This is a genomic window from Kitasatospora sp. NPDC086009, from assembly GCF_044540385.1.
Taxonomy (GTDB): domain Bacteria; phylum Actinomycetota; class Actinomycetes; order Streptomycetales; family Streptomycetaceae; genus Kitasatospora.
This window is the reverse complement of record NZ_JBITSA010000011.1, coordinates 25,167-42,181: the sequence shown is the minus strand read 5'-3', so window position 1 is coordinate 42,181 and position 17,015 is coordinate 25,167. Positions and strand designations below refer to the sequence as shown.

The following is a 17,015-nucleotide window of genomic DNA, read 5'->3' as shown; positions in this document are numbered from 1 at the left end:
CCGGCCGGAAGCCCAACCCCGGCCGAACCCCCTGCCGGGAGCCCGCCCCGGCCGGAAGGCCCGCCACGGACCGGTCCGCACCCCGACCGGCACAGGCCAACCTTCCGGCCGGGGCCGGGCACCCCGCATCCCCCGGGGGACTCGCTCGTTGGCCCCTGTGTGTACAGCTACGACGTCTCCGCATCCCACCGCCGGTCCACCACCGCCCCCCGAGTGATCCCGGGCATGCGCCCGTCGTTCGACGCTGAGCACCCGCACTCGGCCACGCCGATCTACGACGAGCTGTACTCCGAGTACCGGCGGCTGTTCCGCGCGCTGCCCGGCGACCGCTCGGGCGAGGAGAACCTGAGGTTCGCGGGCTTCGCCGTCCGCGACGGCTACCCGGTGCTCGCCGAGCCCCGTCCGTACCCGCCGCAGCACCAGGCGTTCCAGACGTACGCGGGCCAGGCCGCCGGCCTCCCCCAGTTCATGCCGAACCAGCAGAACGGCCAGGGCCACACCGGGCACCACACCGGCAGCACCCACAGCACCGGCACCCACAGCAGCGGCACCCACACCAACCACGCCCACCACACCGCGAGCCAGCACACCGGCACCCAGCACACCGGCACCCAGCACACCGGGGCCCCGCACACTCCCGCGGACCCCACCAGCGACGGGCTCGGCCAGGTCGGCCAACCCGCCCAGCCCGCCGCCCAGTTCGCCAACGGCCAGGGCTGGGTCGCGGCCGGCTACCTGGGGCCCGTGCCGCACCCGATGCCCGCCCCGGCACCGGCACCGGCGCCGGTGATGAGCAACGGCAGCGGCAGCACCGCCGGTCCGGCCACCGGCGGACGCCACCGCAACCTGCTCTCGCTCCCCCCGGGCCGCAGCAGCGACCAGCACTGACCCGTCCCACGCACCGGCCCGCACCGGCCCGCACCCGCCGGAGCACCCGCCCCCGCACGCAGGAGGGCCCCCGCCGTCGAAACGGCGGGGGCCCTCCTGTCCAAGCGTTCCGTCGACCCCCCGGCCGACAGACCACCGGACCACCGGGCCGACCGGCCCGCCATTAGGGCGCGGCGGCCGACCGGGCGCAGCGGCGGCGACTACTTGCGCTTGCGCTTCTCCCGCACCCGCACCGAGATCGAGATCGGCGTGCCGACGAAGCCGAACTCCTCACGCAGCCGGCGCTCGACGAAGCGGCGGTACCCGGCCTCCAGGAAGCCCGAGGCGAACAGCACGAAGCGCGGCGGGCGGGTACCCGCCTGGGTGCCGAACAGGATGCGCGGCTGCTTGCCACCGCGGATCGGGTGCGGGTGCGCCGCGACCAGCTCGCCGAGGAAGGCGTTCAGGCGCGCGGTCGGGATGCGCGTCTCCCACCCGGCGAGGGCGGTCTCGATGGCCGGGACGAGCTTCTCCATGTGCCGGCCGGTCTTCGCCGAGACGTTGACCCGGGGCGCCCACTGCACCTGGACGAGATCGCGCTCGATCTCGCGCTCCAGGTAGAAGCGGCGCTCCTCGTCGAGCTGGTCCCACTTGTTGTAGGCGATGACGACGGCGCGCCCGGCCTCGACGGCCATCGAGATGATCCGGGTGTCCTGCTCGGCCAGGGTCTCGCTGGCGTCGACCAGCACGACCGCGACCTCGGCCTTCTCCAGGGCGGCGGAGGTGCGCAGCGAGGCGTAGAAGTCCGCGCCGGCGGTCAGGTGGACCCGGCGGCGGATACCGGCGGTGTCGACGAACTTCCAGGTCTTGCCGCCCAGTTCGATCATCTCGTCGACCGGGTCACGGGTCGTGCCGGCCAGCTCGTTGACGACCACCCGCTCCTCGCCGGCGACCTTGTTGAGCAGGCTGGACTTGCCGACGTTGGGCCGGCCGATCAGCGCGACCCGGCGCGGGCCGCCGGCGGCGACGCCGAAGGTCTGCGGCGGGGCCTCGGGCAGGGCGGCCATGACGGCGTCGAGCAGGTCGCCGGAGCCGCGGCCGTGCAGGGCGGAGACGGGGAAGGGCTCGCCGAGGCCGAGCGACCACAGGTACGCGGCCTCCGCCTCGGTGGACTGGCCGTCGACCTTGTTCGCGCAGAGCACGGTCGGCTTGCCGGCCCGGCGAATGATCTTGATCAGGGCTTCGTCGGTGTCGGTGGCACCGACGGTGGCGTCGACCACGAACAGCACCGCGTCGGCGGTCTCGATGCCCAGCTCGGCCTGCGCCGCCACCATGGCGTCGATGCCGAGGACGTCGATCTCCCAGCCGCCGGTGTCGACGACCTTGAAGCGGCGGCCGTTCCAGGTGGCCTCGTAGCTGACCCGGTCGCGGGTGACGCCCGGCTTGTCCTCGACGACGGCCTCGCGGCGGCCGATGATGCGGTTCACCAGGGTCGACTTGCCGACATTCGGGCGGCCGACGACGGCCAGCACGGGCAGCGGCGCGTGGTCGGCGCCCCCGAGCCCGTCGACGTCCTCGGGGTCGAACCCCTCCTCGGCGGCGAGCGCCATGAATTCGGCGTACTCGGCGGCGTCCAGCTCACCGTGCTCGGTGGCGGAGTGCTCTGCGGTCATGTTCGTGTTTTCCGTTTCCCGGCGCGGCCCTTCCCAGGGGCGTGCCGTGCGTACCTGCCCCGGTCGGGGCAGCGCGAGTACTTCGAGGAAGGCGCCCCGCGGGCGCTTCCGTACTTCCAGGGAGGCGCCCCGTGGGCGCTCCCGAACAGCGGGCCGCGACCGGCGAAGGCCGCGGAGGGTGTGCACCGGGCGGTGGGCCCGGAGTGATGGATCCCGGACAGCGCGGGGGACGGGACCCCCGGGCGGCGCCCGGTGGCGGCTCAGACCGCCGACAGCCCGGCCCGCTCCTCCACCAGCATGATTATCGTGCCGATGACCTGCTCCAGGCTGAGTTCGCTGGTGTCCACCAGGACGGCGTCGGCGGCCTGGGTCAGTGGAGCGGTCTCGCGCGAGGAGTCCGCCTTGTCCCGGCGGACCAGGTCGGCGGCCATCTCGGCGATGGTGGCCTCGTCGACGCCCTTGGCGCGCAGCTCGGCCGCCCGCCGCTCGGCCCGGGCCGCCACCGAGGCGGTCAGGAAGATCTTGACGGTGGCGTCCGGGAACACCACGCTGCCCATGTCCCGGCCCTCGGCGACGATGCCGCGCTCGGCGACCTCGGCGCAGCCGCGCTGCAGCTCCACCAGGCGGGTCCGCACGGCGGGCACCGCGGCGACGGCGCTGACCTGCGCGGTCACCTCGGGCCCCCGGATCGGGCCGGACACGTCCTGGCCGTCCACCGTGATGGTCGGGCCGGCCGCGTCGGTGCCGGAGACGATCACCGGCTTGCCGCAGGCCACGGTCACGGCCTCCGGGTCGTCGATGTCCACGTCGTTGGCCAGCATCCACCAGGTCAGCGCCCGGTACATGGCGCCGGTGTCCAGGAAGCTCAGCCCCAGCCGGGCGGCGACCGCCCGGGAGACGGTCGACTTGCCGGAGCCGGAGGGTCCGTCGATGGCGACGACGACCGGGGCGTGCGCTCGGTCGGCAGTGTCCACGGGGCGAACCTCTCTCTGGGCCTGAGCCCGAACCTGAATCCTGTACGGCGCGAGCCGCACAGCCTGAAACCGGGGGATGTCTCCCTCCAGGTTAATGGACCGGCGCCAGACCCCGCCCCGGTGCTCCGTTCCACCGGAACCGGCCCCGTGCCGGCCGCGTACCGCCGCCCCCGCACCGGCCCGCGGACCGGCACCCGCACCGGCCCGCGTACCGACCCGCGAACCGGCCCCTGATCCGGCCCCCGCACCGGCCGGGCACCCCTACCGGCGGCCGCGCACCGGCCCCTCGGGTACCGGTCCTCAGTCCCGGACGCTCCAGCCGCTCGCCCGGAGCGCCACGGTGAGCGGCGTCACCGCGCCCGGCGCGACCGACAGCTGGACGAAGCCCACCTGCTGCCCCGACGAGTGCTCGATGACGACGTCCTCGATGTTGACCCCGGCGGCGCCGACCTCGCCGAAGAGCCGGCCCAGCTCGCCGGGCTGGTCGCCGAGGACCACCGCCACCGTCTCGTACCGGGTCGGCGGCGCACCGTGCTTGCCGGGGATCCGCGACTGGCCGGCGTTGCCCCGGCGCATCACGGTCTCGATCCCGGCCGCGCCCGCTCGGCGCTCGCCCTCCTCGGTGGCCTGCAGCGAGCGCAGGGCGGCGACGGTCTCGCCGAGGTCGACGGCGACCTCCTCCAGGATGTCGGCGACCGCGCCGGCGTTGGCGGAGAGGATGTCCACCCACATGCCCGGGTTGGAGGCCGCGATCCTGGTGACGTCCCGAACACCCTGGCCGGAGAGCCTTATGGCCGTCTCGTCGGCCTTCTCCAGCCGGGCCGCGACCAGCGAGGAGACCAGCTGCGGGGCGTGCGAGACCAGGGCGACGGCCCGGTCGTGCGCGGCGGCGTCCATCACGATCGGCATCGCGCCGCAGAGGGCGACCAGCTCCAGGACGGCGTTGAGCGTCTCGGTGTCGGTGTCGGCGGTGGGGGTGAGCACCCAGGGCCGGCCCTCGAACAGGTCGGCGCGCGCGGCCAGCGGGCCCGAGCGCTCGCGGCCGGCCATCGGGTGGCTGCCGATGTAGTGGACGGTGTCGCAGCCCAGCGCGGCCACCTCGGCCCTGGGCCCGTCCTTGACGCTGGCCACGTCGGTGTACCAGCGAGCCAGTCCGCGCCGCTGGCAGTCGGCGAGCACCTTGCCGACCAGGGCGGGCGGCACCGCGATGATCGCGAGGTCCACCGGACCGTCGGCCGGCTCGGTGGTGCCGGCGCCGAGCGACGCGGCGGTACGGGCCGCGTCCGGGTCGGCGTCCTCCAGATGAACGGTCAGCCCGCGTCCGGTCAGGGCGAGGGCGGCGGAGGTGCCGATGAGTCCGGTACCGACGACGGCGGCAGTGCGCATGGCGGGGTGGCTCTCCTCAAGGGGCTGGCCTGGACGTGCCCGCCCATCCTCTCGCATCCCCACCACCCCCGCGGCCACAGTCCACCCCCGCCGACCGCAACCGCGCGGCCACCGGCTCCGTCCCCCCTGACGCGACACCACGCGCACCACATCGCACGCGCACCGCACCGCACCGCACCGCACCGCGAACACGACACACCGCGACCACAGGACACCGCACCACGCACCGCACCAGCACGCACGCACCGCACACGCGCGGACACACACCGCCGCACACGCACGCCGTACACGCCGAGCACGGGCGAAATCCGAGGACGCCCGCGCCGATGCGAGGCAGACTGACCGCCCAGGGGGCGGCAGCGCGCCGTCGGCGCGAGCGGCGCGAACGAAGGGGTAGGCCGGGTGGACGACCAGCACAGGGCAGACGACGAACAGCAGTCCGACCGAACCGCGGTACCGGCCCATCCGTCGGAGCTCGACTCCGTCGTGGTCCACGCCGTCGGCGCGGTCTGCCGCCGGCGCGCCCGGGTGGCCCTGCCGCCCGGCGGGCGACTGCGGCTGACCGGGCTGCCGCAGGTGCTCGACGGGCGGTCGCTGCGGGCCCGGGTGCTCTCCGGCCCGCCCGGCACCGCCGTCACCGAGGCCCGCCTCGAACCGGTCGCCGAACTCCGCTCCCTCGACGAACTCCCCGAGCTCCACAGCCGGTTGAAGGCCGCCCGGGAACACGAGTCCGCCGTCCGCGAGCGGCAGCGCCTGGTCCTCGACACCATCGCGGAGACGACCGCGCTGCGCGCCGTCCCGCCGGCCCACCGCCGGGACGAACCGCTCCGCCGCACGCCCGCCGACGCCTGGCTGGAGCTGGCCGAGTTCGTCGACGAGCGGCTCACCCGGCTCCACCTCCGCGCCGACGAGCTGGCCGAGGAGCTCGAACGGGCCGAGCACGCGACCGAGACGCTCGCCGACCGGCTGGCGCGTTCGTCCACCGCCGGACCGGCCCGGCCGGTCGAGACCTCCGCGACCGTCCTGCTCACCCTCACCGCTCCCGCGCCCGCGAACTCCCGGCCCGAGGACACCGCACCCGCCCCCGAGATCGACATCGAACTCGAGTACGGCGTCCCCGCCGCCCGCTGGGTGCCCGCCTACCGGCTCTCCTACCAGCAGGGCTCGGACACCGGCCGGCTGGTCCTGCGCGCCTCCGTCGCCCAGCGGACCGGCGAGGACTGGACCGGCGTCCGCCTCGCCCTCTCCACCGCCGACCTGGAACGGCGCACCGACCTGCCGAAGCTGCGCTCGCTGCGGATCGGCCGCAGCCAGCCCGCCCCGCCGCCCTCCGGCTGGCGCGAGCCCCCGGCCGGGCTGAGCGACCTCTTCACCGGCTACGACGCGGTGGGCCCCCGCCCCGAGCCCCGCCGTAGCGGACCGGTCCCCGTCGGGGCCGCCGCCCCGCTCCCGCGCCCCGTACCGCCCCCCGCCCCGATGGCACCGGGCGGCGCACCCCTGGCGGGCGGCACCCGCGGCGGCGTCCAGGCCTTCGAGGCGCCCGCCCCGTCCCTCGGCTTCGCCGGCTACGGCGGGCCGCCGCCCGCGCAGCCCGGCGCCCCGCAGCCCGGTGCCCCGCTGCCCCCGCCGGCGGCCGCCGCGGCCCCCGCGCCGCTCGGCCGCCGGGACCGCTCCGCGCGCCGCTCCGCCACGGGCGGGGCGGCCGAGGCCGCGTTCGCCGACGAGTTCGGCGCCGCCGCGGCCCCGCTCGCGCCCCCGGCTCCCCCCGCCCCGGGCGCCACGCTGCTCGACTACCCCACGCTCGTCCTGGCCGGCCCCGACGAGCCCGCCGCCCGCCGGGGCACCCTCCACCCCACGGCCCCGACCCGCCCGACCCCCACCGGCTCCACCCTGAGCGGCCTGCCGCTCCCCCGCCACGCCGTACCGCCGCGCGCCTCGGCCGGCTCCTTCGACCACCGCTTCGACGCCGCCGCCCCCGCCGACATCCCGTCCGACGGCACTTGGCACACGGTCACGATCGGCGAGATCCCGGTCACCGTCCGGCCCGAGTACGTCACCGTCCCCTCCGTCGAGGAGAAGGTGTACGGGACGCTGGTACTGGCCAACGGGACGGCCCACGCCGTGCTGGCCGGTCCGGTCGAGGTCACCGTCGACGACGAGTTCCTGCTCACCGCCGCCCTGCCCACCCTCGCGCCGGGCGGGACGTGCCGGCTCGGCACCGGCGTGACCGAGAGCGTCGAGGTCGCGCGCCGCACCGAGCTACACGAGTCCACCACGGGCATGCTGAACACCAGCACCGTGCTCGACCACCGGGTGCACGTGGAGCTCGCGAACCGGCTCGGGCACGCCGTCACCGTGGAGGTCCGCGAGCGTGTGCCGGTCACCCCGGACAGCGAGATCCGGATCGAGGAACGGGCCGACTGGCACGCGCCCGCCGTCCCCTCCCCGGAGTGCCCGCCGAGCAGCCGGCTCTGGCGGGTCGAACTGCCGCCGGGCGGGCGGGCCGAACTCGACGGCGGGTACCAGATCAGAATCCCGGCCGGAAAGGCCATCGTCGGTGGAAACCGGAGGAACTGAACGATGAGCAGCGACACCATCCCCCTCCCGGTCACCGCCGTCACCTGCCTGGAGGACCGCAGCCAGGTCGAGCGCGCCGTGACCGTCGACCTCGCCGCGGGCGTCCAGCGGCTGCGCCTCGGCCCGATCACCGCGCTCGCCGTCGACCGGACCCTGCGGGCCGAAGCCACCGGCCTCGTCCCCGCCGATGCCGAGTCGCCCGGCGTGGCGGGCCCCCGCGTCCTGGACGCCCGGATCGTCCGCGCCTGGACCCCGCGCGCCCCGCTGGCGCCCGGTCCGGACGACTCAGCGCTGCGCCACCGCGTCCACGAGCTCGACGTGCGGGCCCGCCAGGAGGACCAGCTGCGCCACCGCCTGGAGGCCCGGCTGGCCCTGCTCGCCCAGCTCTCCGCCGACCTGCTCCGCGAGGTCGGCGAGGGCGCCGGCGCCGGCGAGGTCGAACGGGCCCGCTGGGCCCGCGAGCTGGACCGGGTGGACGCCGAGCGCGAGCGGTACGGCGAGGAGCTGCGGGCCGCCCACTCCCGGCTGCGCGACCTGGAGGTCGAGCGCTCAGAGGCCCGGACGGCCCTCGACGAGGCCGAGGAGGCGCCCGCCGAGCTGGTCGCCCACCTGGACCTCACCGTCGAGGCGGCCGCCGCAGGACCCGCCCGGCTGACCGTCAGCCACCTGGTGCCGTGCGCAGTCTGGCGGCCCTCCTACCGGGCCACCCTCGCCGAGGGGTCGCTCCACCTGGAGTCCGAGGCGGTGGTCTGGCAGCGCACCGGCGAGGACTGGACGGGCGCCCGGCTCACCTTCTCCACCGCCCGCTCGGCACTGGCCACCGCACCGCCCGCGATCAGCGAGGACGTGCTGGCCTTGCGCGAGCGCAGCGCCGAGGAGCGGCGCACGGTCGAGGTCGAACTGCGCGAGGAGACGATCAGCACCCTCGGCCCGTCCGAGGCCGTGCCGGGGGTGGACGACGGCGGCGAGGTCCGGATCCTGCGGGCCCCCACGCCGGCCACCGTGCCCTCGGACGGCCGGGCGCACCGGGTGCCGCTGGGCTCCTTCACCGCGCCCGCCACCGGCGAGTACGCCTGCGCCCCGGAGCTGTCGCCGCTGGTGACCCAGGTGGTCCGGTTCCGCAACGCGGCCGGGCACGCGCTGCTCGCCGGCCCGGTGGAACTGATCCGCGGCAGCGGCTTCACCGGCCGCGGCGAGCTGCCCTTCACCGCCGCAGGCGCCGAGGCGGAGCTGGCGTTCGGCAGCTCGGACGGCTACCGGGTGGTCCGGGAGACCGACGAACGGCAGGGCACCGCGGGGCTCACCCAGCGCTCGGTGACCACCCGGACGGTCCGGCTGCACATCTCGCGCTTCTCGGGCCCGGAGGAGCGGGACGAGCAGCTGGTCACGGTGCGCGAGCGGGTACCGGTCTCCGAGGTCTCGGCGGTCGAGGTGCGGCTGCGCAAGGAGGAGTGCTCCCCGGCTCCGGACGCCTTCGACACCGAGGGCATCGTCCGCTGGGACCTCCCGCTCGGCCCGGGCGCCCGCCGAACGGTGACGCTGGTGTACGAGATCTCCGCCTCCGCGAAGGTGGCGGGCCTGTGACCCCACTGCCTGTGACCCCACTGCCTGCGACACCATCACCTGTGACACCGGCGCCCGAACCCGGTCGGCCGCGCCCTCGCCGTGACGACCGTTCAGGTACAACAGGAACATGATCCTGCACCTCGCCCCCCTCGACGACTGGCTGGCCGACCCCGGCCGGCCGTACGCCACCGCCTCGCTGCTCACCGACGGGTTCATCCACTGCTCGGCGGACGAGCGGACGGCGCTCGCGGTGGCCAACGCCTTCTACGCCGACACTCCCGGTCCGCTGATGGTGCTGCTGATCGAGGAGTCGCTGGTGGAACCGATGGTGAAGTGGGAGGCCCCGAACGGCGCACCGCCGCCCGGAGCCACCCCCGGTGTGCTGTTCCCGCACATCTACGGGCGGCTGAACCGGTCCGCCGTGGTCGGCCTGGAGAAGGTCGAGCGCGGCCCGGACGGCCACTGGGCGAACCTCACGCCCTGGAGCTGAACCGCCACCGGCCCGGCTACAGCCAGCCCCGCTCCCGGGCCGCCATTCCGGCCTGGAAGCGGGTGGTGGCGCCCAGCTCGCGCATCAGGCTCTGCAGCCGGCGCTGGGTGGTCCGGGCGCTCCAGCCGAGCGAGCGGGCGATCGACTCGTCGGTGAGGCCGGCCGCCAGCAGGCCGAGCAGCTTGCGGTGGTCGGCCTCCGGCTCCAGCGCGCCCTCGGCGGCGCCGATCGCGGACTGGAGCTGGACCGCCCGTTCCCACTCCGCCTCGAACAGCGTGTCCAGGGCCTGGAGCAGCGCCGACGGGTGGATCACGTAGGCCGCGTCGAGGACGCTGTCGCCCACGCTGATCGGGATGATGGCCATCCGGTCGTCCGACATGATCATCTTCATCGGCAGCACCGGCCGGACCCTCGCCTCCTCGCCGTCCGCGACGCCGGCCAGGATGTTCTTCTCCAGCCGACCGGGCCAGGCGACCGCCTCCCGGTCGTAGATGGTCCGGAACCGCAGCCCCTCCCGCATCCGCTCGCGCTGCAGCGGGATGTTGGCGACCGGGTCCTGGATGTACGGGGGGCAGTCGAAGCCGCGGACCTGGTACTGGCTGGTCTCGGTGATGTGCTCCAGCCGCTGGGCGATCGCCTCGCCGCCGGTCAGCACCTCGACCGAGTGCGCCGGGTCGGTGTAGCGCGAGGCCTCCCGGAAGGCGTCCATCAGCCGGTGCATCTCGGCCCTGGCGTGCCGCAGCTCGGACTCGCGATGGCCGATCAGCGTGCCGATCGCGACATCGGGCGCCACCGGGAGGAAGCGGTGGCGGTCCACCGGCGCCCTGGTCGCCATGCCCTGCTGTGCCAATCGGTCCAGCGCGCGGACGCTCTGCTGGAGTGTCAGACCGCAGCAGGTCGCGAGGTCCTCCGCGGTGGACTGCGGGTTGGCCACCAGCGCCGCGTAGACCTGACCGTCCGGCGCGGCCAGTCCCAGTGTGCTGAGTGGTGCATCGGACACGACGCCGCTCCCCCGTCTCGACTCCCGCCCGCGCCCCCGGTGGCGCAGTCCCGCCACTCGGCGGGTCGTGGTCAGGTGGCAATCTTCGGCCACGGATCATCGCGCTGACAAGGCGATGACTAGGCGATGCGTCCTTGCTCACAGCAGGACCCGCCGAACAGCAGGAGGGCCTCCCCGCCACTCGACGGGGAGACCCTCCCGAAACAACCGAATATGTAGACCGGTCTACCGACGCAGTCCCGCTCGCGCGGATTATGCAGACCGGTCTACAGACACGCTCCGCGAATATGTCGGTCGGTCTACAGAACCGGCCCCCGATTATGCAGACCGGTCCACAGAAACGCCCCCAACTATGCAGACCGGTCTACAGAGATCGCCAGAATATGTCGACCGGTCTACAGAGGAACCCCTCTATCGACCGGTCCACAGATTCCTACAGGCCGACCTCGCGCATCAGCTGACCGACCTCGGGGTTGGTCAGACGACGCAGCCAGCCGGACTTCTGGTCGCCCAGCGCGATCGGGCCGAAGTGCGTGCGCACCAGCTTCTCGACCGGGAAGCCGGCCTCGGACAGCATCCGGCGGACGATGTGCTTGCGACCCTCGTGCAGGGTCACCTCGACCATGTAGTTCTTGCCGACGTTGGAGATCACCTTGAAGCTGTCGGCCCGGGCGAAGCCGTCCTCCAGCTCGATGCCCTTGGCGAGCTGCTTGCCCAGGTCACGCGGGATCGGTCCCTGGATCGCGGCCAGGTAGGTCTTGGTCACGCCGTACCGCGGGTGGGTGAGGCGGTGGGCCAGCTCGCCGTGGTTGGTGAGCAGGATGATGCCCTCGGTCTCGGTGTCCAGACGACCGACGTGGAAGAGCCTGGTCTCCCGGTTGGTCACGTAGTCACCGAGGCATTGGCGACCGTCCGGGTCCTCCATGGTGGAGACCACGCCGGCCGGCTTGTTCAGCGCGAAGAACAGGTACGACTGGGTGGCGACGGTCAGGCCGTCCACCTTGATCTCGTCGTTCTGCGGGTCGACCCGCTTGCCCTGCTCGGTGACGCGCTTGCCGTTGACCTCGACCCGGCCCTGCTCGATGAGCTCCTCGCAGGCCCGGCGGCTGCCGATGCCGGCCCGGGCCAGCACCTTCTGCAGGCGCTCGCCCTCGGGCTCGCCGGCGGTCTTCGGCAGGTTCACGGCCGGCTTGTCGTGCCGGGCCAGAACGGCGTCCTCGATCTTGGCCTGCAGCTCGCGCGAGCGCTGCGGCTGACGGCGCGGGTCGCCCGGGGCGCCCTGGCCCTCACGGCGCGGCCGCGGTGCCGGGTTGGGACGGCGCCCGGAGTAGCCGCCGCGCGCCGGCGTGGCGTTGGGGCCGCCGCCGAACTCGGGGCGGTCGTAGCGCCGCTCCTCGGGCCGCAGCGGGCGGTCCAGGAAGCCGCGGTCGTCGCGCCGGTCGTCCCGGCGGTCGTCACGCCGACCGTAGGAACCGGACCCGCCACGCGGCGCGCCGGACCCGCCGCCGTAGGACCCGCCGCGCGACGCGCCAGAGCCGCCGCCGTACGAACCGGACCCGCCACGCGACGCGCCGGACCCGCCGCCGTACGACCCGCCGCCCGACGAGCCGCCGCGCGAACCCGAACCGTACGAACCGGACCCGCCCCGCGAGGAGCCGGAGCCACCGCCGTAGGAACCACCACTCGACGAGCCGCCGCGCGAACCCGAACCGTACGAACCGGACCCGCCCCGCGAGGAGCCGGAGCCACCGCCGTAGGAACCCCCGCCGTACGAACCGCCGCCCTGCGAGCCGCCGCCGGACGAGCCCCCGCGCGGAGCGCCCGATCCGCCACGGCCCGCGCCGCCCCCGTGGGAGCCGCCGCCGCTCCGGCCCCCGCCCTGTCCGCCGCGACCGCCGCCGCCGCCGCTGCTGTTCCTGCCGTTGCCACTGCTACGCATCAAAGTGTCCGTACGTCGTTCCGTCTGGGATTGGGCTGTGCGGTCGTTTCGGCCGACCTCACCGCCCCCCTATCGATCGAGCGGAGCCCGATCGGCTTCGCCACTGCCGTCCGCAGCCTGCGCGGCAGCGGCGGCGACCGCCTCCGCGATCATCGTGCCCTCCAGGGACTCCGCTTCCACGTCGTCGACCTCGGGCAGGAAGGGAGCGAGTTCCGGCAGCTCATCCAGGCCGCGGAGCCCCATCCGTTCCAGGAAGTAGTTCGTCGTCCGATACAGGATCGCACCTGTTTCGGGCTCGGATCCGGCCTCTTCCACCAGTCCTCGCTGTACCAGGGTACGCATCACGCCGTCACAGTTCACACCACGGACGGCTGAGACCCGTGATCTGGACACCGGCTGCCGGTAGGCGACGACCGCCAGAGTCTCCAGCGCAGCCTGGGTCAGCCGGGCCTGCTGGCCGTCCAGGACGAAGCGGTCGACGGCCGCCGCGCAGTCGGCCCGGGTGTAGAACCGCCACCCGCCGGCGACCAGCCGCAGGTCGAAGCCCCGGCCCTGGGCGGTGTACTCGGCGGACAGCTCACGCAGCGCCGACGCCACCTCCTCCCGCGACCGTTCGAGGACGGACGCCAGGTGGGCCTCCCGGGCGGGCTCGTCGACGACCATCAGAATCGCCTCCAGCTCCGCCCTCAGCCCGGGCCGGTCCGCCGCCTCAAGCCCGACGGGCCCGGACGCGGGCGCCGCAGGCGCTGGCGCAGGCGCAGGCGCAGGCACAGGCACAGGCGCCGCGGACACCCGCACGCCTCCCCCCGCACCGGAAGTCGACGGGGCCGACTTCTGGTGCACCACCAGGGCCTCGGACGCCACCGGACCGGGCTCGACCCCCCGCGCCCCACCAGGAGCCGCCCCACCAGGAGCAGCGAAAGCACCAGGAGTCACGGGAACCACGGGCGCGGCAGCGACCTCCCCCTCCCCGGCCGCCGCCTCCCCGACCACCCCCGGCGCCGGCTCCAGCCACTCCTGGGCCCTCGGCTGCCCCGGCACGCCGAGCGGACGCCGCACCCGCCGCTCCCCGCCGTCCGCCCCAGTCGTCATCGCTCCTCCTTCTGCTCACCGGCCGGCCGGTCGAACTCGTCCGTCACCTCGACCACACCCCGGTCCTCCTCGGCCACCCAGCGCACCAGCAGCTCACCCAGGGCCTCGGGCTGCTCGAAGGCGAGCACCCGCTCCCGGTACAGCTCCAGCAGGGCCAGGAAGCGGGCGACCACCACCAGGGTGTCCGGCGCGTCGGCGACCAGCTGCTGGAAGGACGCCTCGCCCAGCTCGGTGAGCAGCCCGACCACCAGCCCGGCCTGTTCCTGCACGCTGACCGGCGGACTGTGGATGTGGTCGACGTAGACGACCGGCTCCGGCCTGGGCGCCATCGTCCGCGCCGCCAGCTGCGCGAACCGCTCCGTGCCGATGCTGATCACGACCTCGGGGAGCAGCTGCGCGTGGTGGGGCTCCAGTCCGACGGTCCGGGGGCGCCGGAGCAGTTCGGCGGCCCAGCGGTCGCCGAACAGGGCCGCCGCGCGCTTGTAGGCCCGGTACTGCAGCAGCCGGGCGAAGAGCAGGTCGCGCGCCTCCAGCAGGGCGAGGTCCTCCTCGTCCTCGACCTCGGCGGCCGGCAGCAGCCGGGCGGCCTTGAGATCGAGGAGCGTCGCGGCGACCACCAGGAACTCGGTCGCGGCGTCCAGGTCCCAGTTCGCGCCCATGGCCCGGATGTGCGCCATGAAGTCGTCGGTGACGGTGGCCAGCGCCACCTCGGTGACGTCCAGCTTGTGCTTGGAGATCAGGCTCAGCAGCAGGTCGAAGGGGCCCTCGAAGTTCTCCAGCCGCACCCGGAAGCCACCACCGGGCGAACCGGCGGCCGTCCCCGGCCCGTCTGCCGCGGCCGACCCCTCTGCCGTACCTGGATCGGTTCCCGCAGCGACGCGAACGCCCGCCTCGACGGTCTCACCGGACCTGACGGGCCCATTGGCCCCACCCGACCCGCCAACCCCGAGGAACGCATCGGATCCGGCGGTCCCATCGGCAGCGACGGACCCGGCGGCGGGCGATTCGGGGGTGCTCGGCATGACGGTCCATCTTCACCCGGCGGCCGCCGCCCGCCCCGCGCCGGGGCCGCCGACACGCCGCACGCACCGCCGGGCGCCGCCGGTCACCGGTACAACGCCGGACCACCGGCCCAGCGCCCCCCAGAGGCATCACGAGCCCACCAGCACCACCGGCACCACAAGCGCCGCAAGGCACCCCGCAGGCCTCAGCGCCCGCGCAGCCGCCGCACCAGGATGCTCGCCTCGCCGCGCTGCTCCAGATCGGCCAGCACGACCGCGATCGCCTCCCGGACGATCCGGCCGCGGTCCACCGCCAGCCCGTGCTCACCGCGGAGCACCAGCCGGGTGTGTTCGAGGTCCATCAGTTCCTCGGCGGACACGTACACGGTGATCTTCTCGTCGTGCCGCTCCCGCCCGGTGGGGCGGCGCGGTGCCCGTCCACGCGGCCTGGGGCGCCCTGTGGCGCCCGCCTGGTCCTCGGTGGCACCCGCGTGCTGGCGCGGCGCCGGAGCGGCGCCACGGCCGCCCTGAGCCGTCTTACCGGCCTGCGCGGCACCCGCCGCGCCCCCGGCCGTACTGCCCGCCGCGCCGGACTGCCCGATGCCCTGGGCCCCGCCCGGCTGGGCGGGGGCCGGCACCGAGGCGCCGCCCGCCGAGTGGTGCTCGCGCGGCCGACCGGCCTCGCCGCCGTTCGCGGCGCCTCCGGTCGCACGACCCGCGGCACCGCCGGTGCCGTCGTCGGCGCCCTCGGCGCCGTCCGGGCCGGCACCGTTGACGGCCCGCGCGGTCTCCGGTCTGGGCGCCTCGGCGGCCGGACGCGGCGCGAGGGACGGCGACAGCGCCATCCCGCCGGTGGTCCGGAACAGCTCGTCGGCACCCGGGAGACTCACTCGGCGGGGCGGCACCGGTCGAGCACCTCCCTGGCGAGCTGGCGGTAGGCGGCGGCACCGACCGAGTTGGTCGCGTACGTCGTGATCGGCTCACCGGCGACGGTGGTCTCCGGGAAGCGCACGGTCCGCCCGATGACGGTGTGGAAGACGTGCTCGCCGAACGCCTCGACGACCCGGGCCAGCACCTCACGGCTGTGCACGGTGCGCGAGTCGTACATGGTGGCCAGGATGCCGTCCAGGCGCAGCTCGGGGTTGAGCCGCTCGCAGACCTTCTCGATCGTCTCGGTCAGCAGCGCGACACCGCGCAGCGCGAAGAATTCGCACTCCAGCGGAACGATGACGCTGTGAGCGGCCGTCAGGGCATTGACCGTCAGCAGGCCCAGCGAGGGCTGGCAGTCGATGATGACGAAGTCGTAGTCGGGCAGCAGCGGCTTCAGGGCGCGCGCCAGCGCGGACTCCCGGGCCACCTCACTGACCAGCTGCACCTCGGCGGCGGAGAGGTCGATGTTGGAGGGCAGCAGGTCCATGCCGGGCACCGCGGTCTTCAGCAGCACCTCATCGGCCGTCAGGCCGCGCTCCATCAGCAGGTTGTAGACGGTGACGTCGAGTTCCATCGGGTTGACGCCGAGACCGACCGAGAGCGCGCCCTGCGGGTCGAAGTCCACGAGCAGCACCCGGCGGCCGTACTCGGCCAGCGCCGCGCCCAGGTTGATGGTCGACGTGGTCTTGCCGACGCCGCCCTTCTGGTTGCACATCGCGATGATCTGCGCGGGGCCGTGCTCGGCCACCGGCGCGGGGATCGGGAAGTACGGCAGCGGACGGCCGGTCGGGCCGACCCGCTCGCGCCGCTGGCGCGCGGCGTCGGGGGCCAGCGTGGCGGCGTACTCCGGGTCCGGCTCGTACTCGGCGTCCGGGTCGTCGTAGGCGCCGTAGGCGAACTCGCCGTAGGCCAGGCCGTGGGCCGGCAGGTCGACGTCGTAGTCGGTCACCGTGGTCACCTGTGCTGTGTTCTGTCGTGCTTCGAAAGTGCGGAGTGCGACCGAGCCGACCTCGGCCGAGCCCACGGTGGCCTGCCGGGCCCCGGACTCCTCACTCGGCTGGACGGCGGTGTGCTCCGCCAGTCCTGGCTGACCACCCCCGGGAGCAAATGTCGACTCATTCACAAGTCGTCTTACCTCCTTGGGCATCCAGGACTCTATGTCGATTCGTCAGCGTGGCAGCATGCCGACGGTTTGCGACTCTAGGCCGTTCAAGGCGTTCGCAGCAACACAATCCACGGTAGTGGGCAGGATGTGTCGACTATCGGGCAACCCTCTGTCAAGGGATGCGCGGGCCCTTGACCCTAACGTTTCTGCGGTCGGGTGACACGACCCACAGAAATTGACGACAGAGCGACCCGCCCACATCACCCCCGTTCACGCGTCCGGATCGGCGCCGCTCACCCACCCCGACCACCCCCGTTCACGCGTCCGCGTCGGCACCGTTCACCCGCCCCCGGCGACGCCGCCCACCCGCCCGCGTCGGCGCCGTTCGCGGGCATGGCGAAGCCCCCGATCCGAG

Annotated in this window: 13 protein-coding genes; 4 read left to right on the top strand and 9 right to left on the bottom strand. The window is 74.4% G+C overall.

The annotated features are described in order from the left end of the window. Nucleotides 1-225: 225 nt before the first annotated feature. The gene (locus ACIF6L_RS24510; RefSeq protein WP_396491144.1) at nt 226-888 is read left to right on the top strand and encodes a hypothetical protein; all 663 of its coding nucleotides are present in this window, start codon (nt 226-228) and stop codon (nt 886-888) included. A gap of 200 nt (nt 889-1,088) precedes the next feature. Here the strand turns inward: ACIF6L_RS24510 and der are convergent, their stop codons facing one another. From der to ACIF6L_RS24495, 3 genes are all read right to left on the bottom strand, one after another. Next, nucleotides 1,089-2,540: a ribosome biogenesis GTPase Der gene (gene der, locus ACIF6L_RS24505; RefSeq protein WP_329490181.1), complete on the bottom strand. Its 1,452-nt coding sequence runs from the start codon at nt 2,538-2,540 to the stop codon at nt 1,089-1,091. Nucleotides 2,541-2,800: 260 nt separating this feature from the next. Next, entirely contained in the window at nt 2,801-3,514 is a 714-nt protein-coding gene (gene cmk, locus ACIF6L_RS24500; RefSeq protein WP_329490180.1) for a (d)CMP kinase, read from the bottom strand. A 300-nt stretch (nt 3,515-3,814) separates the two neighbouring features. Beyond that, complete coding sequence (locus tag ACIF6L_RS24495; RefSeq protein ID WP_329490179.1) at nt 3,815-4,900, bottom strand: prephenate dehydrogenase; 1,086 nt, start codon at nt 4,898-4,900, stop codon at nt 3,815-3,817. Nucleotides 4,901-5,302: 402 nt separating this feature from the next. Here ACIF6L_RS24495 and ACIF6L_RS24490 point away from each other — a divergent pair, with 402 nt between their 5' ends. From ACIF6L_RS24490 to ACIF6L_RS24480, 3 genes are all read left to right on the top strand, one after another. Next, nucleotides 5,303-7,477, top strand: coding sequence for a DUF4139 domain-containing protein (locus ACIF6L_RS24490; RefSeq protein ID WP_396491143.1), 2,175 nt, complete (start codon nt 5,303-5,305; stop codon nt 7,475-7,477). Nucleotides 7,478-7,480: 3 nt separating this feature from the next. Further along, the gene (locus ACIF6L_RS24485; protein WP_396491142.1) at nt 7,481-9,061 is read left to right on the top strand and encodes a mucoidy inhibitor MuiA family protein; all 1,581 of its coding nucleotides are present in this window, start codon (nt 7,481-7,483) and stop codon (nt 9,059-9,061) included. 109 nt (nt 9,062-9,170) lie between these two features. Beyond that, a complete protein-coding gene (locus ACIF6L_RS24480) occupies nt 9,171-9,533 on the top strand; it encodes a DUF952 domain-containing protein (RefSeq protein WP_329490176.1) in 363 nt (120 codons plus the stop codon). A gap of 16 nt (nt 9,534-9,549) precedes the next feature. Here the strand turns inward: ACIF6L_RS24480 and ACIF6L_RS24475 are convergent, their stop codons facing one another. The 6 genes from ACIF6L_RS24475 to ACIF6L_RS24450 all read right to left on the bottom strand — a co-directional run bounded on the left by ACIF6L_RS24475 (nt 9,550) and on the right by ACIF6L_RS24450 (nt 16,519). After that, on the bottom strand, nt 9,550-10,533 hold the full coding sequence (locus ACIF6L_RS24475; RefSeq protein WP_329490175.1) for a helix-turn-helix domain-containing protein: 984 nt from the start codon (nt 10,531-10,533) through the stop codon (nt 9,550-9,552). A 433-nt stretch (nt 10,534-10,966) separates the two neighbouring features. Beyond that, nucleotides 10,967-12,472, bottom strand: coding sequence for a pseudouridine synthase (locus ACIF6L_RS24470; protein WP_396491141.1), 1,506 nt, complete (start codon nt 12,470-12,472; stop codon nt 10,967-10,969). A gap of 69 nt (nt 12,473-12,541) precedes the next feature. After that, a complete protein-coding gene (gene scpB, locus ACIF6L_RS24465; protein ID WP_380392224.1) occupies nt 12,542-13,135 on the bottom strand; it encodes an SMC-Scp complex subunit ScpB in 594 nt (197 codons plus the stop codon). A gap of 425 nt (nt 13,136-13,560) precedes the next feature. Then, nucleotides 13,561-14,586, bottom strand: coding sequence for a segregation and condensation protein A (locus tag ACIF6L_RS24460; RefSeq protein WP_396491140.1), 1,026 nt, complete (start codon nt 14,584-14,586; stop codon nt 13,561-13,563). Nucleotides 14,587-14,771: 185 nt separating this feature from the next. Continuing rightward, complete coding sequence (locus ACIF6L_RS24455) at nt 14,772-15,455, bottom strand: hypothetical protein (protein WP_352296123.1); 684 nt, start codon at nt 15,453-15,455, stop codon at nt 14,772-14,774. Further along, nucleotides 15,452-16,519, bottom strand: coding sequence for a ParA family protein (locus ACIF6L_RS24450; protein ID WP_380392235.1), 1,068 nt, complete (start codon nt 16,517-16,519; stop codon nt 15,452-15,454). Before ACIF6L_RS24450 ends, ACIF6L_RS24455 begins: the two co-directional genes overlap by 4 nt. Nucleotides 16,520-17,015 lie beyond the last annotated feature (496 nt).